This is a genomic window from Aeromicrobium sp. 9AM (assembly GCF_902506105.1).
Lineage (GTDB): Bacteria > Actinomycetota > Actinomycetes > Propionibacteriales > Nocardioidaceae > Aeromicrobium.
Map to the genome: position 1 here is coordinate 1,936,808 of NZ_LR733304.1, position 22,682 is coordinate 1,959,489.

The 22,682-nt window shown below is 68.6% G+C and carries 32 protein-coding genes and 2 tRNA genes; 24 read left to right on the forward strand and 10 right to left on the reverse strand.

Translation table 11 applies throughout. The features are described from left to right. Positions 1 to 6: 6 nt before the first annotated feature. A complete protein-coding gene (locus BOSE46_RS15860) occupies positions 7 to 801 on the forward strand; it encodes an alpha/beta fold hydrolase (RefSeq protein WP_159541151.1) in 795 nt (264 codons plus the stop codon). On the opposite strand, the gene BOSE46_RS15865 is transcribed toward BOSE46_RS15860, so the two are convergent. Next, on the reverse strand, positions 787 to 1,362 hold the full coding sequence (locus tag BOSE46_RS15865) for a hypothetical protein (RefSeq protein ID WP_159541152.1): 576 nt from the start codon (positions 1,360 to 1,362) through the stop codon (positions 787 to 789). The two genes, BOSE46_RS15860 and BOSE46_RS15865, sit on opposite strands and share 15 nt — an antisense overlap. Positions 1,363 to 1,408: 46 nt before the next feature. Continuing rightward, positions 1,409 to 2,290, reverse strand: coding sequence for a LysR family transcriptional regulator ArgP (locus BOSE46_RS15870; RefSeq protein WP_159541153.1), 882 nt, complete (start codon positions 2,288 to 2,290; stop codon positions 1,409 to 1,411). A gap of 71 nt (positions 2,291 to 2,361) precedes the next feature. On the opposite strand from BOSE46_RS15870, the gene BOSE46_RS15875 reads away from it, so the two are divergent. From BOSE46_RS15875 to BOSE46_RS15885, 3 genes are read left to right on the forward strand one after another with little or no spacing between them, the layout of a single operon-like run. Further along, complete coding sequence (locus tag BOSE46_RS15875) at positions 2,362 to 2,988, forward strand: LysE/ArgO family amino acid transporter (protein WP_159541154.1); 627 nt, start codon at positions 2,362 to 2,364, stop codon at positions 2,986 to 2,988. Continuing rightward, on the forward strand, positions 2,985 to 3,365 hold the full coding sequence (locus BOSE46_RS15880) for a CrcB family protein (RefSeq protein WP_159541155.1): 381 nt from the start codon (positions 2,985 to 2,987) through the stop codon (positions 3,363 to 3,365). The genes BOSE46_RS15875 and BOSE46_RS15880 overlap by 4 nt, the downstream gene beginning before the upstream one ends. Beyond that, entirely contained in the window at positions 3,362 to 3,718 is a 357-nt protein-coding gene (locus BOSE46_RS15885; protein ID WP_159541156.1) for a CrcB family protein, read from the forward strand. Before BOSE46_RS15880 ends, BOSE46_RS15885 begins: the two co-directional genes overlap by 4 nt. Here the strand turns inward: BOSE46_RS15885 and BOSE46_RS15890 are convergent, their stop codons facing one another. Both BOSE46_RS15890 and BOSE46_RS15895 read right to left on the reverse strand, forming a co-directional pair. Next, entirely contained in the window at positions 3,719 to 4,477 is a 759-nt protein-coding gene (locus BOSE46_RS15890) for a thioredoxin domain-containing protein (RefSeq protein WP_159541157.1), read from the reverse strand. A gap of 9 nt (positions 4,478 to 4,486) precedes the next feature. Further along, complete coding sequence (locus BOSE46_RS15895; protein ID WP_159541158.1) at positions 4,487 to 5,251, reverse strand: thioredoxin domain-containing protein; 765 nt, start codon at positions 5,249 to 5,251, stop codon at positions 4,487 to 4,489. A 135-nt stretch (positions 5,252 to 5,386) separates the two neighbouring features. Here BOSE46_RS15895 and orn point away from each other — a divergent pair, with 135 nt between their 5' ends. From orn to BOSE46_RS15910, 3 genes are all read left to right on the forward strand, one after another. After that, positions 5,387 to 6,010 carry an oligoribonuclease gene (gene orn, locus BOSE46_RS15900; protein WP_159541159.1) on the forward strand — a complete coding sequence of 208 codons (624 nt, stop codon included), beginning with the start codon at positions 5,387 to 5,389 and terminating at the stop codon, positions 6,008 to 6,010. A 61-nt stretch (positions 6,011 to 6,071) separates the two neighbouring features. Beyond that, positions 6,072 to 6,147: transfer RNA gene (locus tag BOSE46_RS15905), tRNA-His, on the forward strand. Positions 6,148 to 6,296: 149 nt separating this feature from the next. Then, the gene (locus BOSE46_RS15910) at positions 6,297 to 7,028 is read left to right on the forward strand and encodes an SGNH/GDSL hydrolase family protein (RefSeq protein WP_159541160.1); all 732 of its coding nucleotides are present in this window, start codon (positions 6,297 to 6,299) and stop codon (positions 7,026 to 7,028) included. 42 nt (positions 7,029 to 7,070) lie between these two features. On the opposite strand, the gene BOSE46_RS15915 is transcribed toward BOSE46_RS15910, so the two are convergent. Genes BOSE46_RS15915 through glpK form a run of 3 tightly spaced genes read right to left on the reverse strand, consistent with a single transcriptional unit; the run spans position 7,071 to position 11,163 of the window. Beyond that, positions 7,071 to 7,844, reverse strand: coding sequence for a DUF4097 family beta strand repeat-containing protein (locus BOSE46_RS15915; RefSeq protein WP_159541161.1), 774 nt, complete (start codon positions 7,842 to 7,844; stop codon positions 7,071 to 7,073). After that, positions 7,844 to 9,592, reverse strand: coding sequence for a glycerol-3-phosphate dehydrogenase/oxidase (locus BOSE46_RS15920; protein ID WP_159541162.1), 1,749 nt, complete (start codon positions 9,590 to 9,592; stop codon positions 7,844 to 7,846). The genes BOSE46_RS15915 and BOSE46_RS15920 overlap by 1 nt, the downstream gene beginning before the upstream one ends. A 44-nt stretch (positions 9,593 to 9,636) precedes the next feature. Further along, positions 9,637 to 11,163 carry a glycerol kinase GlpK gene (gene glpK / locus BOSE46_RS15925; RefSeq protein ID WP_159541163.1) on the reverse strand — a complete coding sequence of 509 codons (1,527 nt, stop codon included), beginning with the start codon at positions 11,161 to 11,163 and terminating at the stop codon, positions 9,637 to 9,639. 41 nt (positions 11,164 to 11,204) lie between these two features. Between glpK and BOSE46_RS15930 the strand changes: the two genes are divergently transcribed. After that, on the forward strand, positions 11,205 to 11,870 hold the full coding sequence (locus BOSE46_RS15930; protein ID WP_159541164.1) for a histidine phosphatase family protein: 666 nt from the start codon (positions 11,205 to 11,207) through the stop codon (positions 11,868 to 11,870). Here the strand turns inward: BOSE46_RS15930 and BOSE46_RS15935 are convergent, their stop codons facing one another. Then, positions 11,871 to 12,857 (reverse strand): pirin family protein, encoded by a 987-nt coding sequence (locus BOSE46_RS15935; RefSeq protein WP_159541165.1) that lies wholly within the window; start codon positions 12,855 to 12,857, stop codon positions 11,871 to 11,873. A gap of 75 nt (positions 12,858 to 12,932) precedes the next feature. On the opposite strand from BOSE46_RS15935, the gene BOSE46_RS15940 reads away from it, so the two are divergent. After that, a complete protein-coding gene (locus BOSE46_RS15940) occupies positions 12,933 to 13,607 on the forward strand; it encodes a DNA alkylation repair protein (RefSeq protein ID WP_159541166.1) in 675 nt (224 codons plus the stop codon). 2 nt (positions 13,608 to 13,609) lie between these two features. Here the strand turns inward: BOSE46_RS15940 and BOSE46_RS15945 are convergent, their stop codons facing one another. Then, entirely contained in the window at positions 13,610 to 14,239 is a 630-nt protein-coding gene (locus tag BOSE46_RS15945) for a UdgX family uracil-DNA binding protein (RefSeq protein WP_159541167.1), read from the reverse strand. Positions 14,240 to 14,291: 52 nt separating this feature from the next. Here BOSE46_RS15945 and BOSE46_RS15950 point away from each other — a divergent pair, with 52 nt between their 5' ends. Both BOSE46_RS15950 and BOSE46_RS15955 read left to right on the forward strand, forming a co-directional pair. Further along, positions 14,292 to 15,863: an NAD(P)/FAD-dependent oxidoreductase gene (locus BOSE46_RS15950; protein ID WP_159541168.1), complete on the forward strand. Its 1,572-nt coding sequence runs from the start codon at positions 14,292 to 14,294 to the stop codon at positions 15,861 to 15,863. Further along, positions 15,854 to 15,926, forward strand: a tRNA-Lys gene (locus BOSE46_RS15955). Before BOSE46_RS15950 ends, BOSE46_RS15955 begins: the two co-directional genes overlap by 10 nt. Here BOSE46_RS15955 and BOSE46_RS15960 read toward each other — a convergent pair. Beyond that, positions 15,892 to 16,188 carry a helix-turn-helix transcriptional regulator gene (locus tag BOSE46_RS15960; RefSeq protein ID WP_159541169.1) on the reverse strand — a complete coding sequence of 99 codons (297 nt, stop codon included), beginning with the start codon at positions 16,186 to 16,188 and terminating at the stop codon, positions 15,892 to 15,894. The two genes, BOSE46_RS15955 and BOSE46_RS15960, sit on opposite strands and share 35 nt — an antisense overlap. A gap of 101 nt (positions 16,189 to 16,289) precedes the next feature. Between BOSE46_RS15960 and BOSE46_RS21745 the strand changes: the two genes are divergently transcribed. The 13 genes from BOSE46_RS21745 to BOSE46_RS16025 all read left to right on the forward strand — a co-directional run bounded on the left by BOSE46_RS21745 (position 16,290) and on the right by BOSE46_RS16025 (position 22,680). Further along, positions 16,290 to 16,484 carry a helix-turn-helix domain-containing protein gene (locus BOSE46_RS21745; protein WP_159541170.1) on the forward strand — a complete coding sequence of 65 codons (195 nt, stop codon included), beginning with the start codon at positions 16,290 to 16,292 and terminating at the stop codon, positions 16,482 to 16,484. Continuing rightward, positions 16,481 to 16,819 carry a hypothetical protein gene (locus tag BOSE46_RS15970; RefSeq protein WP_159541171.1) on the forward strand — a complete coding sequence of 113 codons (339 nt, stop codon included), beginning with the start codon at positions 16,481 to 16,483 and terminating at the stop codon, positions 16,817 to 16,819. The genes BOSE46_RS21745 and BOSE46_RS15970 overlap by 4 nt, the downstream gene beginning before the upstream one ends. Beyond that, on the forward strand, positions 16,819 to 17,121 hold the full coding sequence (locus BOSE46_RS15975) for a hypothetical protein (protein WP_159541172.1): 303 nt from the start codon (positions 16,819 to 16,821) through the stop codon (positions 17,119 to 17,121). The genes BOSE46_RS15970 and BOSE46_RS15975 overlap by 1 nt, the downstream gene beginning before the upstream one ends. Then, positions 17,118 to 17,876 (forward strand): hypothetical protein, encoded by a 759-nt coding sequence (locus BOSE46_RS15980; protein ID WP_159541173.1) that lies wholly within the window; start codon positions 17,118 to 17,120, stop codon positions 17,874 to 17,876. The genes BOSE46_RS15975 and BOSE46_RS15980 overlap by 4 nt, the downstream gene beginning before the upstream one ends. Beyond that, a complete protein-coding gene (locus BOSE46_RS15985; protein WP_159541174.1) occupies positions 17,873 to 18,199 on the forward strand; it encodes a hypothetical protein in 327 nt (108 codons plus the stop codon). The genes BOSE46_RS15980 and BOSE46_RS15985 overlap by 4 nt, the downstream gene beginning before the upstream one ends. Further along, a complete protein-coding gene (locus tag BOSE46_RS15990) occupies positions 18,196 to 18,357 on the forward strand; it encodes a hypothetical protein (protein WP_159541175.1) in 162 nt (53 codons plus the stop codon). The genes BOSE46_RS15985 and BOSE46_RS15990 overlap by 4 nt, the downstream gene beginning before the upstream one ends. Further along, positions 18,354 to 18,530 (forward strand): hypothetical protein, encoded by a 177-nt coding sequence (locus BOSE46_RS15995; RefSeq protein ID WP_159541176.1) that lies wholly within the window; start codon positions 18,354 to 18,356, stop codon positions 18,528 to 18,530. Before BOSE46_RS15990 ends, BOSE46_RS15995 begins: the two co-directional genes overlap by 4 nt. A gap of 362 nt (positions 18,531 to 18,892) precedes the next feature. Next, positions 18,893 to 19,234, forward strand: coding sequence for a hypothetical protein (locus BOSE46_RS16000; protein WP_201299650.1), 342 nt, complete (start codon positions 18,893 to 18,895; stop codon positions 19,232 to 19,234). Positions 19,235 to 19,265: 31 nt separating this feature from the next. Then, positions 19,266 to 19,607: an HNH endonuclease gene (locus tag BOSE46_RS16005; RefSeq protein WP_201299651.1), complete on the forward strand. Its 342-nt coding sequence runs from the start codon at positions 19,266 to 19,268 to the stop codon at positions 19,605 to 19,607. After that, entirely contained in the window at positions 19,607 to 19,972 is a 366-nt protein-coding gene (locus BOSE46_RS16010) for a hypothetical protein (RefSeq protein ID WP_159541178.1), read from the forward strand. Before BOSE46_RS16005 ends, BOSE46_RS16010 begins: the two co-directional genes overlap by 1 nt. Then, positions 19,917 to 21,374, forward strand: coding sequence for a terminase large subunit domain-containing protein (locus BOSE46_RS16015; protein ID WP_159541179.1), 1,458 nt, complete (start codon positions 19,917 to 19,919; stop codon positions 21,372 to 21,374). The genes BOSE46_RS16010 and BOSE46_RS16015 overlap by 56 nt, the downstream gene beginning before the upstream one ends. Then, positions 21,371 to 21,589, forward strand: a complete 219-nt coding sequence (locus BOSE46_RS16020; RefSeq protein ID WP_159541180.1) for a hypothetical protein — start codon at positions 21,371 to 21,373, stop codon at positions 21,587 to 21,589. The genes BOSE46_RS16015 and BOSE46_RS16020 overlap by 4 nt, the downstream gene beginning before the upstream one ends. Before the next feature lie 41 nt (positions 21,590 to 21,630). Beyond that, positions 21,631 to 22,680 carry a phage portal protein gene (locus BOSE46_RS16025; protein WP_159541181.1) on the forward strand — a complete coding sequence of 350 codons (1,050 nt, stop codon included), beginning with the start codon at positions 21,631 to 21,633 and terminating at the stop codon, positions 22,678 to 22,680. The last annotated feature ends 2 nt before the right edge of the window (positions 22,681 to 22,682 follow it).

Genomic DNA, 22,682 nt, shown 5'->3' on the forward strand with positions numbered 1-22,682 from the left:
CTGAGCATGGCAACACTCACCTCGCCCGACGGAACCACCATCGCGTACGACCAGGTCGGAGCCGGGCCGCCGATCATCCTGGTCGACGGTGCGATGTGCTACTGCGGGGCCGGACCCATGGACGCGCTCGCCGAGCGCCTCGCGGAGCACTTCACCGTGTTCACCTACGACCGGCGCGGCCGCGGCGAGAGCACCGACACCGCGCCGTACGCGGTGGAGCGCGAGGTCGAGGACCTCCGCACGCTGATCGACGCCGCGGGCGGGCCAGCCAGCGTCTACGCGATCTCGTCGGGCGTCGCCCTCGCCCTCGCCACCGCCGCAGCGGGCGCGGGCATTCCCCGGCTGGCGCTGTACGAGCCGCCGTACCTCGCCGGACTCGAGGAGAGCGGGCGGGCCGAGACGTACACGGCCCAGCTCAACGAGCTGCTCCAGGCCGGCGACCGAGGTGGCGCGGTCGCCCTGTTCATGGCCCGGGTCGGCATCCCACAGCAGGTGATCGACGGCATGCGCGGCAGCCCGGGCTGGCCCCGGATGGAGGCGATCGCGCCGACACTGGCCTACGACGACAAGCTGCTCGCCGGTGGACGTGTCCCACACGAGATCGCCGCGCAGATCACCGCGCCTGTGCTCCTGCTCAGCGGCAGCGCGAGTCCTGAGAGCCTGCAGCAGGCAGCCGCGGCGACGGCGGTCGCGTTGCCCAACGCCACGCACAGGACGCTGGAGGGACAGACCCACGACGTCGCGCCGGACGTGCTGGCGCCGGTGCTGGCGGAGTTCTTCCGCTCGTCAGTCGCGGCGTAGGCCGAGCGTCGAGAGCGCCTTCGGCGTGAGGGCTCCCCCGGCCTCGCCACGGTCGACCGGGGTGAGGAACCCGCGCTTGCGCGACTCCGCCACGCGATTGGTCCAGGTGCCGGCCGTGCCGCCGAAGCGCTCGGCGAGCACCTTGGACGGCGTACGTACTCCCGACTCCACCAGCGCGACGTACTCGAACGCGAGGGCGGCGAGCGCGTCGTCCCCGCTGCCGAACGTGCCGCCGCTCTCCTCGAGCAGTTCGCAGAGCCGCAGTCGCGGGGCGGGCGGCGGGGACGCGAGCGAGTCCTTGGTGGCGAGCCGCTTGGCCTCCGACAGCAGCGCACCCAGGGGCAGCTCGCGTACGTCGTTGCCGCTGATGCTCGACTCGGCGTCGAGGAGCCGCAGCGTGACCTCGCGAACGGTCCACTGCCGGTGCGTCCCACGGCGGTGCAGGCGCACCCCGACGCCCCAGTCGTCAGCCAGCCGGAGCGCCACGAGACGGTCGCCCTCGGCGTCGGCCAGGACGGCATGCGGTTCGAGCAGATCGTCGAGCATCTCCTCGAGGCTCATCGCCGCTCCTCAGTGGTAGTGACTTGACGTTACCACCACGGGCCCGTCACGTCAGGTGCTCAGCAGCGGCCTCGCGGATGGCTCGAGCCGTCGCCTCGAGCGCGCGGGTCTGCAGGGTCCACTGCTGCCAGTAGAGCGTGACGTCCACGTGGCGGGCCGGGTCGACGTTGACGAGCCGGCCGGCCGCTTCGCGCTCCTCGGACTGCTCCTTGGGCAGCATCCCCCAGCCCAGACCCAGCGCAATCGCCTCGGCGAACTGCGACGACGCCGGGATGTGCTGCCGTGGCGGATCCAGCCGGCGACGGCTGCGCTGACGCAGGTAGGCGTCCTGCAGGTCGTCGTTGCGGTCGAACACCACGACCGGAGCCACCGCCAGGCTGGCCGTATCGACACCGTCCGCGAACCAGGTGGCGGCGAACGCCGGACTCGCCATCGGCCGATAGCGCATCGTGCCGAGTCGGCTCGACCGGCACCCTTGCACGGGTGCCGCGTCGGAGGTGACGGCGGCCATGACCGTCCCGGAGCGCAGCAGCTCGGCCGTACGCCCTTCGTCCTCGCGCCGCACGTCGAAGTAGGCCGAGCCCGTCAGCGACGCCAGCGCCGGCAGGACCCAGGTGGCCAGCGAGTCGCCATTGACCGCCAACGGGATCGTCGGGAGCCGCTGCTCGTCCGGGTCGGCCTCGACTCGTACGTCCTGCACGAGCGCCTCGACCTGTCGTGCCAGCCGCAGGTAGGCGTGGCCCGCCTCCGTGGCCTCGGTCGGCTTGGTCCGGCGTACGAGCACGCGTCCCGCCGACTGCTCCAGCGCCTTGATGCGCTGGCTGACGGCGGACGGCGTCAGGTGCAGCGCGGCGGCCGCCGCGTCGAACGATCCCTCGTCGACGACAGCCGCGAGGGCGCGGAGCTGCGAGAGATCAACGTCAGCCACATCAGCGATGCTAATGCATCATTCATAACCTGAACTGGTCTTCAGAGCCTAGGGCCCGGAGAATTGTTGCCATGGACCACGCCGCACTCGTTGCCACGCTCGCAGGGGCCGGGTTCGGCCTGTCCCTCATCGTCGCGATCGGCGCGCAGAATGCCTTCGTGCTGCGTCAGGGCCTGCGCGGCGAGCACGTCCTCGTCGTCGTGCTGATCTGCGCGGTCTCCGACGTCATCCTCATCGCGCTCGGCATCGCCGGCGTCGGGAGCCTGCTGGAGCTCGCTCCGTGGCTGCTCGACGCGATGCGGATCGGCGGAGCTGCCTTCCTGCTCACGTACGCCGTGATCGCCGGACGCCGTGCGCTACGTCCCGGCGAGCTGGACGCCGAGACGTCGGGGGCGCCGGTCGCGTTGTGGCCCACGGTCCTGACCGCTGTCGCGCTGACCTGGCTGAATCCTCACGTCTACCTCGACACGATCCTCCTGCTGGGCTCCGTCGCGGGCACGCACGGCGACAATCGCTGGTGGTTCGGGGTCGGCGCAGCGGCGGGGTCGATCGTCTGGTTCGCGTCTCTGGGGTTCGGCGCGCGGCTGTTGCGGCCACTGTTCGCGAAGCCGGCGGCGTGGCGGATCCTCGATGCCCTGATCGCTTTCATCATGGCGGCGATCGCCCTCAGCCTGCTGCACGGTCTAATGGAGGGGTGAGGTCCTTTGCTCTCGTCGCCGTCGGTGGCGCCGCGGGCACCCTCAGCCGATACGGCGTTGCCGAGGCACTCGATGCCGACCGGCTCTTCCCGCTGGCGACATTCCTGGTCAATGTCACGGGTTCGTTCGCCCTCGGGGCACTGCTGGCTGTCCTGCTCGTACGCGACGACAGTGCACCCGCTAACCGGCTGCGACTGCTCCTCGGCACGGGCTTCCTCGGCGGCTACACGACGTACAGCGCGCTCGCGGTCGAGACCGACGCGCTGCTGCGGGGTGACCACGTCGCGCTCGGACTGACGTACGCCGTCGGCAGCCTCGTCGCCGGTCTCCTCGCCGCCTTCGCGGGCGTTGCCACCGGCCGCGCGGTGGCACGATGACCCCGTTGCTCATGGCGCTGGCCGGCGGCCTCGGCGCCGGATCGCGTTGGTCGCTCGACGCCTGGCTCCGGCCCCGCGTCTCGCCCCGGCTCCCCTGGTCGACCCACGTGATCAACATCAGCGGCTCACTGCTGCTCGGACTGATCGTCGGTCTCGGCGCCGACGACACCTGGCACACGGTGCTCGGCACCGGATTCCTCGGCGGCTACACGACGTTCAGCACCGCGAGCGTCGAGTCCGTGCACCTGGCCATCGAGGGTCGCTACCGCACTGCGACGGTCAACGCCGTCGGCATGCTCGTGCTGAGCATCGCGGCAGCAGCACTCGGCTACGCCGTCGGGCGCACGCTGTAGCTACTTCGCGGCAGCGACGGCAGCGTCGATGGCTTCGGACGACGCGGCAACCTGCTTGCCGTCGATGACAATCGTCGGAGTGCTTCCGATCCCATCGTCATCCCCCGCCTTGAGGGCCTTGCGCACCCATGGCTCGAAGGTCTTGTCCTTGACGTCCGCGTCGATGCCCGTGACTCCGACCTCCTTGGCCAGCGCGATCAGAGCAGAGTCGCTGAGGCCCGCGCCACCCTCAGGGGGTTGGTTGGCGTAGAGCAGGTCGTGGAACTTCTTGAACGCGGCGACGCCGCCCTTGTCGAGCACCGCCATCGCGGCACTCGCGGATCGCGTGGAGTACTCCGTCGAGCTCCTGGAGTCGAGGAACGCGAAGATGCGGTACTCGATCGTGATCTTGCCCTGCTTGACCAGGTCGTCGAGATGGGCGCCGCTCTGCTCCTCGAACGCCTTGCACGACGGGCACTGGAAGTCCTCGTAGGCGATGACCGTGACCGGATCAGTGCCAGCCGCACCACCCGCATCGGCAGCGCCGTAGACGACGCCGTACGTGGAGTTGGTGTGCGCGGGCTTGACCAGCGGACCGACCGGCTTGTCGTCGCCGCCGGTCGATGACACCGCCCACGCACCCAGTGCGATCAGGGCCACGACCACCACGGCGATGGCGACCGTGATCAGGTTGCGCTGCTTGCGGTCAGCCTTCTCCCGCTCCTTGCGCATCTGCTCCGCACGCTCGGCGCGTTGCTTGCGGTCGGAGGCGGCAGCCATGGCGGCGGATCAGCTCTTCTTGGCGGCGGCGATGGCCTTCTGCAGGTTGGCCACGGTCGGGCTCTCGATCGCCTTGCCGTCGACCAACACGGTCGGGGTCGCGCTGACCTTGTCATCGCGTGATGCGTCAGTCGCCTTGCCCATGAACTTGCCGTACTTCTCGGACTTGATGCACGAGTCGATTCCTGTCGTGCCGGCCTGCTTGGCATAGTCGATCAGCTCGGCATCCGTGCGCCCGTTGGCACCCTCTTCGGGCTGGTTGGCGTAGAGCACGTCATGCATCTTCTTCCAGCCCTTGACGCCGTCCTTCTCCAGCACGCAGTAGGCAGCGCTGCCGGCGCGCGTCGAGTACTTGTTGCCGTTGCTCCGGTCATCAAGGAACGCGATCGGGCGGTACTCGACGGTGATGTCACCCTTGGCCACGGCGTCGGTCAGGAACGCGCCGCTCTGCTGCTCGAAGTTGAGGCACGCCGGGCACTGGAAGTCCTCGTACGCGATGACCTTGACCGGGTCCGTTGCGGGCTTGCCGGTCGCCACCTCGGTCGTGTAGTCGACGCCGAGGTCCTTGGTGACGCTGGGGGGCGTGATGACCTTGCCGACCGTCTTGTTCTTGTCGCTCTCGCTCTTGATGGCATATCCACCAACAGCGATCAGGGCGATGACCACCACGACGATTCCCACCGTGATCAGGTTGCGCTGCTTGCGATCGGCCTTCTCGCGTTCCTTGCGCATCTGCTCCGCGCGGGCGGCTCGCTGCTGACGTTCGTTGCTCACTGGGTTCTCCTGGGTCGGGCGGTCACCATGGGGACCAACGCGGCTCGCTCGTGGAAGGTTCCATCAGACCCTATCGGCCCGTACGAAGGGCGGTGACGACATGTGCCGTCTGCAGGGCGTACTAGTGTCGGGCGCGTGAATGACAAGCTGGTGTGGATCGACTGCGAGATGACCGGACTCTCGCTCGAGACCGATGCATTGGTCGAGGTGGCCGCCCTGGTCACCGACTACGACCTCAACGTCCTCGGCGACGGGATCGACCTCATCGTCAAGCCCCCGCAGGCCGCGCTCGAGCAGATGAACGACTTCGTCCGCGACATGCACACCAGCTCCGGGCTGCTGACCGAGCTCGACGGCGGGCTGAGCCTGCGCGACGCCGAGGAGCAGGTGCTCACGTACGTCCGCGAGTTCGTCAAGGAGCCCGGCAAGGCGCCGATGGCCGGCAACACGATCGGCACCGACCGGTCGTTCCTGGCGCGCGACATGACCGAGCTCGAGAGCTGGCTGCACTACCGGGTCATCGACGTCTCGTCGATCAAGGAGCTGGCCCGGCAGTGGTTCCCGCGCGCCTACTTCGCGGCGCCGGCCAAGGCCGGGCACCACCGCGCCCTGGTCGACATCCAGGAGAGCATCGAGGAGCTGCGCTACTACCGCCGGGCCGTTTTCACCCCGGATCCCGGCATCGACACCGAGACCGCCAAGGCCATCGCCGCCGAGGTCGCCGGATCCGTGACGGGTGGGGCCCGGCCTACGGTCTGAAGCTCCCGAGGTCTGCGTTAGACTGGCCGACGCCGTGTCGGGCGTATGCCCGGCACGCGTGGTGGGCGTAGCTCAGTTGGTAGAGCACCGGCTTGTGGTGCCGGTGGCCGCGGGTTCAAGTCCCGTCGTCCACCCCACGTGACTGGCCCCCTCGCTGCGAAGAAGCAGCGCGGGGGCCAGCTCTGTGTGTGCCGGGTGTCACGGCTCGTGGTTGTTGAAAAACACTCCCGGGTCAGGACGGGCTTCACTACACTGACTCGACCCTTCAAGACGGAAGCCCTCTCCCATGCGCGCACGCATCGCCATCCTCGTCGCAGCTGTCCTCACAGCACTGACGATCACCTCCGCCAGCGTGACCTCGCCCGCACAGGCCCTGGACACCCGCAGCGGTGTCGTCCTGGTCTTCGGCGACTCGATCACGCAGCGCTACACCGACGACCCCAAGGATCCCCAGCAGGGCTGGTGGTCATTCCTGGCCTACAAGCGCGACCTCTACCCCGTCACCTCGGCACAGGGCGGCGGCGGGTTGATCAAGAAGGGCTACAGCTGCACCGGCACCGCCGTCCGCGAGCGCTCTGCGGCCGTCATCAACCGCGTGAAGCCGGACGAGATCTGGATCGCCGTGGGCGTCAACGACACCAAGATCTGCAAGAACGGAAAGGCGATCACCATGAGCGCCTCCTTCCGCACAAGAGCCGCGACCGCGTACTTCAAGAGCCTCGCCGCCCAGGCCGACTCGATGGGGATCTCGCGCAAGAACATCTACGTCACCGTCCCGTGGGGCATCAACGGGCTGTCGTACCGCAAGGCCATCGTCGAGACCTACAGCGCGACTGCGCGAGCGGCTGGACTGCAGTTCGTGAACGTGCCGCACATGGATTCCTCCATGACGCAGGACGGCACGCACCCCAGACTCAAGGGTTCGCTCTACATCTACCGGACGTTGAGGGACCACATGAAGCCCCACGTCGGCCCCTTGGAGCCGACCGAGGCACCCACGGTGACCTCGATCCAGTAGCCATCCGTCAAGGCCCCCGCTCCACCAGGAGCGGGGGTCTTGTCATTGGTTGGCGAGGTGGATGTCGCCGCTGTCGGTCATGGCCACGACGAATCCGTTGCCCGCCTCGGCCACCGACAACGAGCTCGCGACCTCGCCGTCGAGGGTGTTGTCGATGTCGCCGGACTTCGATGAGACCACCACGCCGTACTTGCGCTTGCCGGCCGGCACGGTGGCCCGGATGTCACCGCTGCCGGACTTGGTCTTGAGCCCGAAGGGTTGCGTCGCGAACGCCGCGTTGATGTCTCCAGAGCCCGTGGTGGCCTGGAACTCGTCGACCTTGAGGTCTTTGACGGTGACGTCTCCGCTGCCGGAGCTGACGGTGAGCACCCCTTCGGAGAGCGAGTCTGCCCTGACGTTGCCTGACGTGCTCTTGACGACGACCGGCATGCCCCTGGGCACCTCCAGCGTCGCCGAGACGCCGCAGCCCGGCGACAGCCAGGTCTGGCAGCCCGAGACGATCTTGATCTCGCTGCCTCTCCGGCCCAGCTGGTAGTCGGTCTTGCGCAGTCCGGACGTGATGCGGGCGCGAATCCTGACCATGCCCTCGTCACCCTCCACCAGACGTACGTTGGCGGCACCGGCATTGATCACGAGCTGCGAGACGTCGCCAAGCTCGACGTCGGCGGTCGCGATGCGGGTGTCGCGCTTGATGAGCGACGCGCCGAGGACGAATCCGCCGAGGAGCACGACGGTCACGATCGTGCCGATCACCGTCAGCAGCGTGCGCGACGCAGGAGAGCGGACGTCATAGTCCGCAACGGTCTCCCTCGACATCAGGCGGTCTTCGCCTTCGAGGCCGTCGTCGCGATCGGCACGACGTCCTCGGCACCCATACGGGCGGCGTCCGCGGTCTCGTCGTCCGGCATCGTCTGGCTCTCCCGTTCGGCTTCGACTCGCTTGAGGTAGTGGTCGACCTCATTGTCGCGCTGTGCCTTGGTCCAGCCCAGCACGCCTGCCATGAGCTCAGCGACCTCGACCGCGACATCCGTCCCGCGGTCGAACGTCTCGATCGAGATGCGCGTACGCCGGGCGATCGCGTCGTCGAGGTGACGGGCACCCTCGTGCGTCACGGCATAGACGATCTCGGCACGGAGGTAGTCGTCCGCCCCCGTCAACGGCTCTCCGAGATCGGGGCGTTCGGCGATCAGGTCGAGCAGCTCCAGCGTGAGCGATCCGTAGCGGTGCAGGAGGTGCTCGATGCGGCCGACGCCGATCCCGCTCGACCCGGCGAGCATCTGCCGCTGGTTCCAGATCGCTTCGTAGCCGTCGGCGCCGAGCAGCGGCACGTCCTCCGTGCACGAGTCGGGCACCTTGCGGTCCAGCAGCGTGGACATCCCGTGGACCGCCGCGTCGACCGCGTCCTTGGCCATGATCCGGTACGTCGTGTACTTGCCGCCGGCGATCACGACGAGGCCTTTGACGCTCGTCCCGACCGCGTGCTCGCGGGACAGCTTGCTGGTCGCCTCGTCCTCGCCCGCCAGCAAGGGCCGCAGCCCGGCGTAGACGCCCTCGACGTCGTCGTGGGTCAGTGGCTCGACGAGCACGCTGTTGACGTGGTTGAGCAGGTAGTCGATGTCGCTGCGGCTGGCCGCCGGGTGGTCCTTGGACAGCGACCAGTCGGTGTCGGTCGTGCCGATGATCCAGTGCCGGCCCCACGGGATGACAAAGAGCACGGACTTCTCGGTGCGCAGGATCAGTCCCGACTCGCCGCGGATCCGGTCCCGGGGCACGACGAGGTGCACGCCCTTGCTGGCGCGGACGTGGAACTGGCCGCGCTCCGACGTCAGCGCCTGCGTCTCGTCGGTCCACACCCCGGTCGAGTTGATGACGGCCTTGGCGCGGATGTCGAACTCGCGGCCCGACTCGAGGTCCTTGACCGTCGCCCCGGTGACGCGGCCGCCCTCGCGCAGCAGCCCGACGACGCGCGTACGGCTGGCCACGTGGGCGCCGTACGCCGCTGCCGTGCGGGACAGGAACATCGTGTGGCGGGCGTCGTCGACCTGGCCGTCGTAGTAGTGGAGCGCACCGATGAGGGCGTCCTTCTTGAGGGCGGGCATCATCCGCCGGGCCCCGCGACGGGTCAGGTGGCGATGCAGCGGCACGCCCTGGCCGTAGCCGGAGGCCTTGCTCATCGCGTCGTAGAGCGCGACGCCAGAGCCGGCGTAGAACCGCTCCCAGACCCGGTGCGTCAGTGGGTAGAGGAAGCCGACCTCGCGCACGAGGTGAGGTGCGAGCTTCTGCAGGCTGAGGCCACGCTCCTTGAGCGCCTCGGCGACGAGCCGGAAGTCGAGCATCTCGAGGTAGCGCAGTCCGCCGTGCATGAGCTTGCTGGAACGGCTCGACGTACCGGATGCGAAGTCGCGGGCCTCGACGAGGCCGACGGACAGTCCACGGGTCGCGGCATCGAGCGCAGCGCCGCCGCCGACGACGCCACCGCCGATCACCAGGATGTCCAGCGGTTCCGCGGCCATCGCGTCGAGAGCGGCTTGACGGTTCTCAGGTGACAGGGCTACCGATCGCATGACCCCAGTCAATCAGGTCCCCAAATCGGTCGCCGGTCGGTCGCTCAGTCCCGCTCAACCCAGCCGAAGGTGCGCTCCACGGCCTTCTTCCACTGCGCGTGACCGCCCTCGCGCTGCTCCGATGTCGAGGTCGACTCCCAGCGCTTCGACTCGTGCCAGTTGGCGATGAGCTCGTCGGTGCTGCCCCAGAATCCCAACGCGAGACCGGCAGCGTACGCCGCTCCGAGTGCCGTCGTCTCGGCCACGACCGGCCGGCTGACCGGCACGCCAAGGACGTCGGCCTGGATCTGCATGCAGAGCTCGTTGGCGGTCACGCCGCCGTCGACGCGCAGGATCTTGAGGTCGAGACCGGCATCGGCGACCATCGCGTCGACGACGTCACGGCTCTGGTAGCAGATCGCCTCGAGCGCAGCCCGGGCGATGTGAGCGACGGTGTTGAAGCGCGAGAGGCCCACGATGACGCCGCGGGCGTCGCTGCGCCAGTAGGGCGCGAACAGGCCGGAGAACGCCGGCACGAAGCACACGCCGCCGTTGTCGTCGACGCTCTCGGCAAGGCTCTCGGAGTCCTCCGCCGCCTTGATGATGCCGAGCTGGTCGCGCAGCCACTGGATCGCCGAGCCGGTGACCGCGATCGAGCCCTCCAGGGCGTACACGGCGGGCGCGTCGCCGAACTTGTAGCCCACCGTCGTGAGCAGGCCGTTGGTGGACTTCACGATCTCGGTGCCGGTGTTGAGGACGAGGAAGTTGCCGGTGCCGTACGTGTTCTTGAGCTCGCCTGGCTGGAAGCACACCTGGCCGACGAGGGCAGCGTGCTGGTCGCCCAGGTCACCCGCGATGGGCACCTCGCCGCCGAACGGCCCATCCGCCCGCGTGTTGCCGTACAGCTCGGACGACGACCGGATCTCGGGAAGCATCGCTCGCGGTATGCCGAACAGCGCGAGCAGCTCGTCGTCCCAGGCGAGGGTCTCGAGGTCCATCAGCATCGTGCGGCTCGCGTTGGTCACGTCGGTGAGGTGCAGCCCGCCGTCCGGGCCACCCGTGAGCCACCACATCAGCCAGCTGTCGGTGTTGCCGAAGATCGCGTGCCCGGCCTCGGCGTCCGCGCGCACGCCTTCGACGTTCTCGAGGATCCACTGGATCTTGCCGCCGGAGAAGTACGTCGCCGGCGGTAGTCCGGCGCGCTCGCGGATCAGGTCGCCGCCGCGGCTCCCGTCGAGAGCGCTGGCGATCCTGTCCGTACGTGTGTCCTGCCAGACGATCGCGTTGTAGTACGGCTCGCCGGTCCGTCGGTCCCACACGACGGTCGTCTCGCGCTGGTTGGTGATGCCGATCGCCGCAAGTCCCTCGAACGTGACGCCCGCGCGGCCGAGGCCGGTCTCGATGACGTCCTGCGTCGCTTCCCAGATCTCGTGCGGATCGTGCTCGACCCACCCCGCCTGCGGGAGGATCTGTTCGTGCTCGAGCTGGTGACGCGCAACCTCGTGCCCGTCGTGGTCGAAGACCATGAAGCGCGTGCTGGTCGTGCCTTGATCGATCGCGCCGACATACCGCTGCTGAGCGTCCGTTGCCATGCGCGAGAGCCTAGCGACGAGCGGCACCATAGGGTCAGAACATGCGCTTGATCCTTGTCCGCCACGGCCAGACGCCCGCGAATGTCGACGGGATCCTCGAGTCGACCGTGCCCGGCCCCGGGCTCACGGCGTTGGGTCACGACCAGGCCGAGCAGCTCGTCGATGCGCTGGCCGACGAGAAGATCGACGCGATCTTCGTGTCGTCGATGATTCGTACGCATCTGACCGCCGCTCCCCTGGTCGCCTCGCGCAGCATCGAGCCGGCGGTGCGCGACGGCATCCGCGAGATCTCAGCGGGCGACGTGGAGGGCAGGACCGACGAGGACTCGGTCCACCAGTACGTCCACACGCTGCTCGCCTGGTGCGCCGGCGACCTCGACGTACGCATGCCCGGCGGCGAGACCGGCCACGAGGTCATCGCGCGGTTCGACGAGGTCGTCGACGAGGCGGAGGCCCTGGGCGCCGACAGCGTCGTGCTGGTCAGCCACGGTGCCATGATCCGCGCCTGGTGCGCGGCCCGCACGGGCAACGTCGATCTCGACTTCGTCAGCAACCACTACGTCGTCAACACCGGCATCGTGGTCGTCGAAGGGTCGGGCAGCGCCGGCTGGGAGGTCGAGACGTGGCTCGGCGAGAGCGTCAGCGAGGCTGCGGCGATGGGTGTGTCGTCCGACCACAGCCCCGCCGCCGAGCCTCTCGAGGACTAGCTAGTCCTGCAGCATCTCGCCGTGCACCTCGGCGTGCGGGACGCTCGGGATCGTGCCGAGCCGGCCCTTCTGGAAGTCCTCGAACGCCTGCTGCACCTCGGCCTTGGTGTTCATGACGAACGGTCCGGCCCAGGCGATCGGCTCCCGGATCGGTAGACCGCCCAGCAGGACGACCTCGAGCGCGGGGTGCCGGCTGTCCTGGTGCTGGTCGGCGCCGACGGTGATGGTCTCGCCGTGGCCGAGCACCGCGAGCTGGCCGGACTCGACGGGGCGGCGCTCACGGCCGACGTAGCCGCTGCCGCTCATGACGTAGACCAGGGCGTTGAAGTCGGTGCGCCACGGCACGGTCATCTCCGCGCCGGGCAGGACCGTCGCGTGCACCATCGACATCGGCGTGTGGGTCGATCCCGGTCCCTTGACCCCGTCGACCTCTCCGGCGATGACGCGCAGGAGCGCCCCGGCGTCCGGCGTGGACCCCAGGCCCACCTCACCGCCGCGGATGTCCTGGTAGTGCGGCGGCAGCCACTTGTCGGCCTTGGGCAGGTTGACCCACAGCTGCAGGCCGTGGAACAGGCCGCCCTTGACCACGAGCCACTCCGGCGGGGCCTCGATGTGCAGGAGGCCGCTGCCGGCCGTCATCCACTGCGTGTCGCCGTCGGTGATCGAGCCGCCACCGCCGTGGCTGTCCTGGTGGTCGAACACGCCGTCGACGATGTAGGTGACGGTCTCGAAGCCGCGGTGCGGGTGCCACGGCGTGCCTTTGGGCTCGCCGGGTGCGTAGTCGACCTCGCCCATCTGGTCCATGTGGATGAACGGGTCGAGCTTGCTCGGGTCGACGCCGGCGAACGCACGGCGGACCGGGAAGCCCTCCCCCTCATATCCCTGGGGCGCGGTGGTCACCGTGACCGGCGCGCGGTCCTCGGTCTGCGTCGGTGCCGCGATCACGCGGGGCAGGACGGTCCAGTCAGCAACATTCACAGCGGGCATGGCGTGCTCCTCTTTCAGGTCTCCTAATCTAGTTTAACTTTCAACGAGCGTCAAGCATTCCCGTATCGTGTCGTCATGACCGTCGCTTTCCTGGTCTCAGCGATCCGCGAGGCCCTGCGTGACGCCGCGGATGCCGAGCGAGCACCCGCCATGCAGGCTTACATGAAGTCGACGATGCCATTTCGCGGGGTTCAGGTGCCCCGGGTCCGGCAGATCACGAAGGCGGCCGCGCGAGCCCACCCCCTCCTCACGCTGGGCGAGCTGGAGACGGCCGTGCGTACGTTGTGGGACGAGGCGGCCTTCCGCGAGGAGCGCTACGCCGCCAGCGCGCTCCTCGCCGCGAGCGTCGGCACCGGGCGCCTCGAGCTCGTCCCGCTGTACGACCACCTCGCCACGACGGGCGCGTGGTGGGACCACGTCGACGACCTGGCGCACCGGATCGCGGAGCTCCACGACGCGCACCCGATCGAGACGGCGGCGATCGTACGTCGTTGGAGCACGGCCCCGGACTTCTGGCTGCGCCGGCTGGCGATCATCAGTCAGCTCGGCCGCAAGGACCGGCTCGACCCGGACCTGCTGGCCGAGGTCATCGAGCCCAACATCGACGACCGCGAGTTCTTCGTCCGCAAGGCGATCGGGTGGGCGTTGCGCGAGTATGCCCGGGTCGAGCCGGAGTGGGTGCGTGCGTTCGTCGCCGACCACCCGGACCTGAGTGGCCTTTCGAGGCGAGAGGCGCTCAAGCACCTCTGAGGTCAGTCTGCGGCGGCCGCGGCGACCTTGAGGTCGCTGACGAGCTCGTCGAACGCCTCGCCCCACTCGCTCCGGTCCCGCAGCCGAAGCAGGGCAGAAGGATGCGTCGTGACGACGACCTGAGGCTCGTCAGGCCCGGCAGGTTCGATCAGCTTCCCGCGCTCGGCGCCGATCCGGACGGTGCGGCCGAGGACCGACCGGCCAGCGGTCGCGCCCAGGCACACGACGACGTGCGGGCGTACGACCGACAGCTCCGCCTCGAGCCACGGGTGGCACGCGGTGATGTGCCCCACCGCGGGCTTCTCATGGATGCGCCGCTTGCCCCGCACGGTGTGGCGGAAGTGCTTGACCGCGTTCGTCAGGTACGTCGTCGCCGGGTCGATGGCCGCTGCCTCGAGCGCGTCGGCCAGGACGTTGCCGGCGGGGCCGACGAACGGCTCGCCCGTCCGATCCTCCTGGTCACCGGGCTGCTCACCGACGAGGACGAGTCGCGCGGCCGCGCGACCACGGGAGAAGACCACCTGCGTGGCGTCCTCCCACAGCTCACATCCGCGGCACTCCTCCGCGGCCTCAGCCAGCTTCGTCAGGCTGCGCGTCGCCGGAACCCATGCCTCGGCCCCTTTGTGCTGCATGCGCAGGACGTACCCGCGAGCCCGAAGGCGTAACCGGTCCTACGCTGGGGCCATGGAAGCAACCGAGAAGCACGACGTCGTCATCGTCGGCGGCGGCCACAATGCGCTGGTCGCCGGGACGTACCTCGCCCGCGCCGGATTGAGCGTCACGCTCCTCGAGCGTCTCCCGCACGTGGGTGGCGCGGCGATCAGCGCGCCGGTGTTCGACGGCCTCGATGCCCGGCTCTCCCGCTACTCCTATCTCGTCAGCCTCATGCCCCAGGCTCTGATCGACGAGCTCGGTCTCGACCTCGAGCTCCGGTCGCGGGACACCGCGTCCTACACGCCCTACGACGACGGCGGCCTGCTCGTCGAGACGGCGCCCGGCCAGGCCACCGAGGAGTCGTTCCGCACGCTCACAGGTTCTGACGACGAGCTCGAGGCCTGGCGCCGGTTCTACGCCGAGGTCGGCACCGTCGCGGATGCCATCGCGCCGACGCTGCTCGAGCCGCTCCCCCACATCGGTGAGCTGCGCGACCAGGTCGAGATGGCGATCTGGACCGACCTCGTCGACGAGCCGATCGGCACAGCCCTCGAGCGTCGGTTCGCCCACGACCTGGTGCGTGGCGTCGTCGGCACCGACGCGCTGATCGGCACCTTCGCGTCGCTGCACGACCGCAGCCTCGTGCAGAACCGGTGCTTCCTCTACCACCTGATCGGCAACGGCACCGGCGAGTGGCGCGTGCCGGTCGGCGGCATGGGCGCCGTGACAGCCGAGCTCGAACGCGTCGCCCGCGGGGCCGGCGTCGACATCCGCACCAACTGCGAGGTCGACGGCATCGACGCGTACGACGTGGGTGCGACCGTCTGCGGCGACGGGTTCGTCATCGAGGCCGACTGGGTCCTCAGCGGGGTCGCCCCGTACGTCCTGGCGCGACTGATCGGCAAGCCGACGCCGCCGAAGCCATCGGGCTCGCAGTTCAAGATCAACCTGCTCGTCTCCCGCCTCCCTCGGCTCAGGTCCGGCATCGACCCGGCGATCGCGTTCGCCGGCACGCTGCACATCGGTGAGTCGATGAGCGAGCTCGAACGCGCGTACGCGCAGGCGGCCGCAGGGGCACTGCCTGAGCGGGCCTCCGGTGAGCTCTACTGCCACACCCTGACCGACCGCTCGATCCTCGGGCCCGAGCTCGCCGACTCCGGCGCCCAGACCTTGACGTACTTCGGGCTGCACACGCCGTACGAGGTGCTGCCCGACGAGACCGCGGCCGCCACGGCGTACGAGCAGTTCCTCACCGCGATCAATGCGCACCTCGCCGAGCCGATCGAGCCGCTGATCCTGGGTGTCGAGCACAAGACGCCCGCGCAGATCGAGGACGCCCTCGCGATGCCGGGCGGGCACATCTTCCACGGCGATCTCCAGTGGCCATGGCTCGAGGAGGACGAAAAGCCCCGCCATCCCGGGGAGCGTTGGGGTGTCGCGACGAGCCATCCACGGGTCCTCCTGTGCGGCAGCGGCGCCCGTCGCGGAGGTGCCGTGAGTGGCATCGCGGGGCACAACGCGGCCCACGCGATCCTCGATGCTCTCCCGATTATGGGTGGACCGGGGACGGCTGATAACGTTGCTCCCGCTTCGCGGCATTAGCTCAATTGGCAGAGCAGCTGACTCTTAATCAGCGGGTTCGGGGTTCGAGTCCCTGATGCCGCACAACGTGGCCCCCGTCCGGATCTCCGGCGGGGGCCTCACCCGTTTCTAGCCACTGGACCGAGACTCCCGTCGCCATCGCCCAGGCAGCGAGTAGCGGCCGCTTCAGCGGCCCGGTGCCATTCTCGGCGCGCTTAACCGTGCCGACGCTCATCTCGATTGCGTCGCCCAGCTGCGCCTGCGTGTAGCCGGCGGCTCGGCGCGCGAGCTCGAGCCGCAGCGGCTTGGTCATCAGCACCGCCCCGTTGTCTACCTGGATTGTCATATGAGGAACGTTACTCGCTGAATGGCACGTGGTGGGAGAAATAGCACGACACGCCGTGCGAGTAACGCTAATCGACGTGCTAATTCGCACATGCTGTTCCCGTGAGTACGAACGCTGAGTTGGCGACGACCGCTGAGGCGGCCGCGTTCCTTGGCGTCTCCGTCCCCACAGTGCAGCGCCTCGCTGCCGCCGGGACGCTGCGCACGTTCGTTAAGGCCCCCGGGCCGCGCGGCCCTCGGTTCTTCCACCGCGACGAGCTCTCGCGCGTCGCAGCCGAAAGGAACCTCGCATCATGACTCAGTCCAAGCTCAAGGCCGGCGACAAGGTGAAAACCGCCGGCGGCCTCGACGGCGAGATCGTCCAGGTCAACAGCGCCGGCACGGCCGCCCTGGTCAACGCCGGCAAGGACAAGACGTTCGAGTCCAGCTGGTACTCGGTCGACTCCCTCAAGAAGGCCGGCGGTCGCACCAAGAAGCCGGACGAGACGTACCTGGTGACCTACGAGAACGCCGATGGCGACGAGGTCACGATCGACGTGTCGGCCGACAGCGAGGACGCTGCCGAAACCAAGTTCGGCGATCTCGCCGGCGAAGGTGAGAAGTTCGTCCGCGTCGAGAAGGCTGCCAGCTGATGCCCGGGCGGCGAGCGTTCCCGTACAGCGTCGAGGCCGAGGAGCAGGCAGCTCCCTTGCCTGGTCGTCGCAAGGCGAAGTGGCGCAATCGACCGCGTCGCTTCAACACCCTCGACGCTGCGGGCACGTTCGCCGCCCGCCGTGCGGCCGCCAACGGCCGCCGGCAGCACGTCCGCCCCGAGCAGACGCCGTTCGGGCTGATGTTCTTCGTCCGCGAGCGCGACGTCGTCATGACCCCGATCGACCTCGAGCTCAACCGCCGCCTGGTCGCCTCCCTGAACCGGATGGAGCGCGAAGCATGAGCGTCCTGACCATCGCCTCGCAGAATCTCGCCGCTGAGGCCAAGTCCTGGCAGCGCAAGACGTTCGCCGGCCGCCTCGACGACATCGGCGATGGCATCGCCTACTACCGCCCCGGCGTGTTCCTCGCCCAGGAGACGGGCGGCGGCCTGCTCTACCTCCCGCGCCTCGATCGCGAGATGAAGCGCCACGGCCTGCGCCGCGCACCCCACGGCGGCCGCTGGCGCCACATCTACTACAACCCCGACCTCGTGCGGCGGAATCGGTCCGGCCTGATGTCCCTCAACCGGCTCGGCACCAAGCACGCGGCCTGGCTGGACTTCACCGACCGCTTGAGCGACGAGCGCCTGTTCGCGACGTCGGTTCACCTGAGCCAGGGCAACGAGAGCAAGGCCCAGACCAGGTATCGCGAGGGAGAGACGCTGCTGCGGAAGACCGCGCACCTCAACCCTCGCAAGTACCCCGAGATCCACGGTGGCGACTTCAACAGCCACGGCCTGGTCGGCCGCGTCGTGTTCGAGCCGCGTCACTACGTCGACGCGCTCGATGTCGCCTCGACGACCAAGCACAAGGGCTACAACACGTACAACGGCCGCAGCACGGTCAAGCCGATCCACTCGACGCAGCAGATCGACGGCGACCATGACGACCACTTCTACGTGAGCTCGGCCCTCAAGCCGTTCATCGCTCACTGGTCGCAGCGGCCCACCGTCGTCCCGTCCGACCACAACCTCATCGCGATCAAGGTCCGCCTGTGAAACGCCTCCAGATGGGTCAACGGCAGTCGGACCCCGGCCTCCACGTCGACGCCACCAGATACGTGTTCATGTGCCCGCTCTGCCCGTGGCAGCTGCAGGCCGGCTACGCGGCTCGTCGAGATCTAGGCCCCAACGGTCTGTTCGACGCGATCGCCCTGGCCCACAAGGACCACGTCGTCGAGGCCCATGCGAATCGGAGTCACGACGACGAGCTCGAGTGGGCGGACGGCAGCACGCACAACCTCGCGAAGACGACGCCTGAGGGCGCTGTCGAGGGCGCGCTGATCGCGACAGAGCTGCCACGCTGGTGGGTCGACCGATGACGGTCCTGACGTGCGAGGTGTGCGGCTGCCCGACGCAGCGGACGCCCGACGGCGGTCCCCTGGACGGCCTCAGAGCGCACCAGGACAAGGTCCACCCCGACCAGCTGACAGTCGTCCGCGTACTCCCCGCCAACGCCACCCAGGAGGCCACCACATGACCACGACGTTCACGCTGCGCATCGAGTGCATCGACACTCCCGACGCCACCCAGCGGGTCTACAAGCAGCTCGAGGCTGTCTTGCAGTCCCAACCTCAGAACGAGACCACGTGCATGGAGCTCACGGTCGACCGACCCGAGCCGACCCGCCTCATGGACGGGAGCGCCATCTGACCCTGATCCCAGCTGCAACGCCGGTGGAGCAGGAAAGCGCGACCGGCGGCCCCTGAGAGGGGGCGCACAACTCTGCGGAGCCGAACCGGAATCAGACGCGGAAGGTGGAATCGGAGACCGCGTCCCGAGGGAAAGACACCAGCGAAACGGCTCCTGGTGACGTTCACGCAAGCCTGATCAGTGCGCGCGAGCGGTGCGATCGCCGGACGTCCAAGAGGACGAGCCGGCTTCAGTCATGCCCTGACGTCGCATCGAACTCCTAACGGGGGAACTCCAGGGGGTTCCGCACGCCGTTAGTTGCAAACCCATGCAAGACCACAGATCACCCAACGTCACAACAGAGATACGCGAGGAGGACACAGATGCACCGCGACACAGTCGAACACCATCGCAAGGTGAAGGCCGAGGGCCTGACGCTCGAAGAGCGCATCGCCCGAGCCGCTGCCGCTGCACCTGCCCACGTACCTGCACCCCACGCGATCGAGCAGCCCAGCCTCCCCAGCGCGACCACAGTCCCCCTCATCACCATGACGCTGGACGAGCTGCACGACCTGGTCTATGCCGCCTCGTCCACCTACCTCCAGCGGCTCAGCGACATGCCCAAGGCCAAGGCCCAGATGCACGCCGCCCGCGTCGCGATCGAGGCGCAGCAGATCGTGGCCAACCTCGACTACATCCACCGAGGAGTTGACCCACGTGAGTAGGCACCACCGTGGCGGGCGAGCCAACAGCAGGATGACCGCGCTCACCCTGTACGTCTACGGCCTGCGGTGTCACCTGTGCCTGCGGCTCGGTGCTGACACACGTGACCACCTGATCCCGAAGAGCAAGGGCGGTGCCGACACGATCGACAACTGCCGGCCTGCACATCACCGATGCAATGCGAAGCGGCAGGACCGTGACCTCACGCCTGAGTTGCTGAAGGAGTTCCGTCCCGACGTGATCGAGATCAGCGTCGACACGTCCGAACTTTTTGAGAGCGACGACGTGCTGGACACCCCGCGCAGCGTCCATTTTCTCCCCGAACCGCACCAGAAAACGACCGATCGAGAAGCGACCGAAACGAGGGCCGGCTGATGGATTCACCCACCGGAGACGAGCAGCTCCTTCCCGGCCTCGAGGAACCGACGCGGCCGCCGGCTGACATCGAGCTCGCGGCACGCCGCACGATCAAGGCCCTGGACGAGGCCGACTTGCTCGAGGAACGCGACGCCGTGCTCTGCCAGTCGTTGCTGACCCTGGCTCGCCAGTACGACCAGGCCGCTGCACCCGGCGGCCGATCGAAGGCGTACGCGATCGCCCAGCTGCACGCGCAGCTCCTGGCCACCATCGAGCAGCTCCCGATCCCCGGCGACGGAGGTGACGAAGATGACGAGTGGACCAAGCTTGAAAAGCAGATCGAGGAAGAACGCCGCGCGGCCGCTGTTCGCGACCGAACGTGACCTGAGCCTGCCGACCGACGGCGGCCAGGTGGCGATGGTCGCCAAGACTCTCGGCACTCCGCTCATGCCCTGGCAGCAGCTGGCGGCCGACGTCGCGCTCGAGCGGAACGCCGACGGCAGCTACCACTACCCGATCGTCGTGATCACCGTGCCCAGGCAGTCGGGAAAGACGACCCTGTTGCGCGCGATCGCGGTCCAGCAGATGATGGCCCACCGCCGGCGGGAGATCTACTTCACCGCCCAGACCGGCAAGGACGCCACGGCCCGCTGGCGTCAGCTCGTCGAGAAGATCGAGAGCAACCGCGTCGCCTCGAACCTGTTCGACGTCCGGCTCTCGGCTGGCTCGCCGTGGATCATGCACAAGCGGACCAGGTCGAAGTTCATGCCGTTCGCTCCTGGCGGCGACTCGCTGCACGGCTACACGCCGCACGTCGTGATGATCGACGAGGCGTTCAGCCTCGACGAGCTCGAGGCCCGAGTGCTGATGGGCGCGGTCCGGCCGGCACAGTCGACGATCCGGACCCGGCAGCTCTACATCGTGTCGACCAAGGGCACCGCCGAGTCTGTGTTCCTGCACGACTGGATCAAGCGCGGTCGCGCCGGCGAGCCCGGCGTCGCACTGATCGAGTACGGCGCAGCGCCAGGCGTCGACGCGTACGACCCCGACGAGTGGTGGAACTTCCACCCCGGCCTGGGCATGGCTACGACCGAGGGCGGCCTGACCGAGGAGTACTTGCGCGAGGAGGCCGCGACGCTGCCCCGCTCGGAGTTCGAACGCGGCTATGCCAACCGCGAGACGCTGACGCTCTCGCACCTGGTCCCCCAAGAGACCTGGGACCCGCTCGAGTCAGACGCGAAGGTCCCCGCTGGCGCCGCGACCGCCCTGACGTACGACGTCGCCTACGATCAGTCGGCCGCAACCGTGATGCTCTCGTGGGTCGATCGAGACGACAAGTTCGCAGGAGTACTCCGGCACCGCATCCTCGAGCGGCACGCCGGCGTCGAGTGGCTGGTCGACGCCGTCAAGCGCCACCGCCTGCAGCTCAAGCCCGACGTGGTCGCCGCTGACGACGGCGGCCCCGCTCGAGGATTCACAGCCGAGCTGACGCGCGCCGGCCTCGAGGTAGCCACGACCGACGGCAGCGAGTTCGCGACGGCGTACGGCCGCTGGATGATCCGCCTTCGCACCGGCCAGATGTCGCACGACGGCACCGAACCGTTCTGGCTCGCGGTCGCCGGCCTAGTCACGCGCCCCGTCACCGACGCGATCGCACCGTCGCGCCGGCACAGCTCCGGCGACATCAGTCCCGTCGTCGCGGCGATCGTCGCCGGCATCAAGCTCGAGCAGCTCACAACCCCCTACGGCAAACCCGTCATCGACTTCGGAGGAGACGCAGCATGATCCGTTTCGACAAGACAGACCGCGACGTACTCGCGATCTGCAGCTGCGGTTGGCGGCACCATGCCGTCGGCATCAGCATCCAGGCATCGCAGGCCAAGGCCGACGCGGCCGCCCACCAACACATCGGCGGGCCGGCCCACAGCGTCGACGAGCTCGGCCGAGGCCAGGCGATGAACAGCATCAGTCAGCGCGACCGTCGACGCGACACGCCGTAAATCTGCGCGCTGGTGTCCTCCGCGTGCTGAGCATTGAGTATGTGGGTTTCTGGAGCACGCTAGTCAAGGGCACGGCCGAAGTCGGCCGTGTCTCCGCCGCGATCCCGCCACTCCCGGCCCCTCGCATCGACCCCGCCAACTTCCCGATCGCGTCGCCCTGGTCCCCCTCCGACCTCGCGCGCCTGGTCTACGAGGACGTGTTCCCCGGTGAGCGCCCGATCAACTCCCGCGCCGCCGGCATGCGTGTCCCGGCCGCCGCTCGAGGCGTCAACTTCCTGAAGGTCACCGGCTGCCGCCTCGCCCTGAACGCCTTCCAGGACGGCCAGCCCGTCCCGCAGTACCGACCGGGCATCGCGTACAACACCGGCACCGCCACCAGCTGGCAGCTACGCAACGCGTGGACCATCGACGATCTGATCTGGTACGGCTGGTCCTGCTGGTGGGTCGTCCGCGATCCCCTCACCGGATTCCCCACCGCCGGCGACCGACTCGACCAGGCGGCCTGGACGATCAACGACGACAACAAGGTCGAGGTCAACGGCGTCGAGGTCCCCGACGACCAGGTCATGCTGTTCCCTGGCATTACCCAGGGTCTCCTGACCGACGCGTGCGACACGCTCCGCCGCGCTCGCCGCCTCTACGAGATCGTCGACGAGCGCCTCGAGTCGCCAACGCCACCGATCGACCTGCACCAGGTGAAGGGCGAGAAGCTCACGCCCGACGAGCGCAAGGAGCTCGTCAACTCCTGGCGCACCGCTCGCAAGGCCAAGGGCGGCTCAGCCGTCGGCTACACCAGCGAGGAGATCGAGGTCAACGTCCTCGAGAGCAACAGCGGCGACCAGCTGCTGATCGAGGCCCGCAACGCCGCCCGTCTCGACGTCGCCAACCATCTCGGTCTGTCCGCGTCGAAGCTCGACGCCACCGCGCCCAAAGCATCGCTGAACTACGAGACCACCCAGGGCACCGACCAGTCGGCAATCGACTACGACCTGGCTCTCTACCTGACCCCCATCTCCGCGCGCCTCAGCCTGGACGACTGCGTTCCGCCCGGCATCAGCATGGAGTTCGATCTGAGCGCGGTGCAGGACTAGCC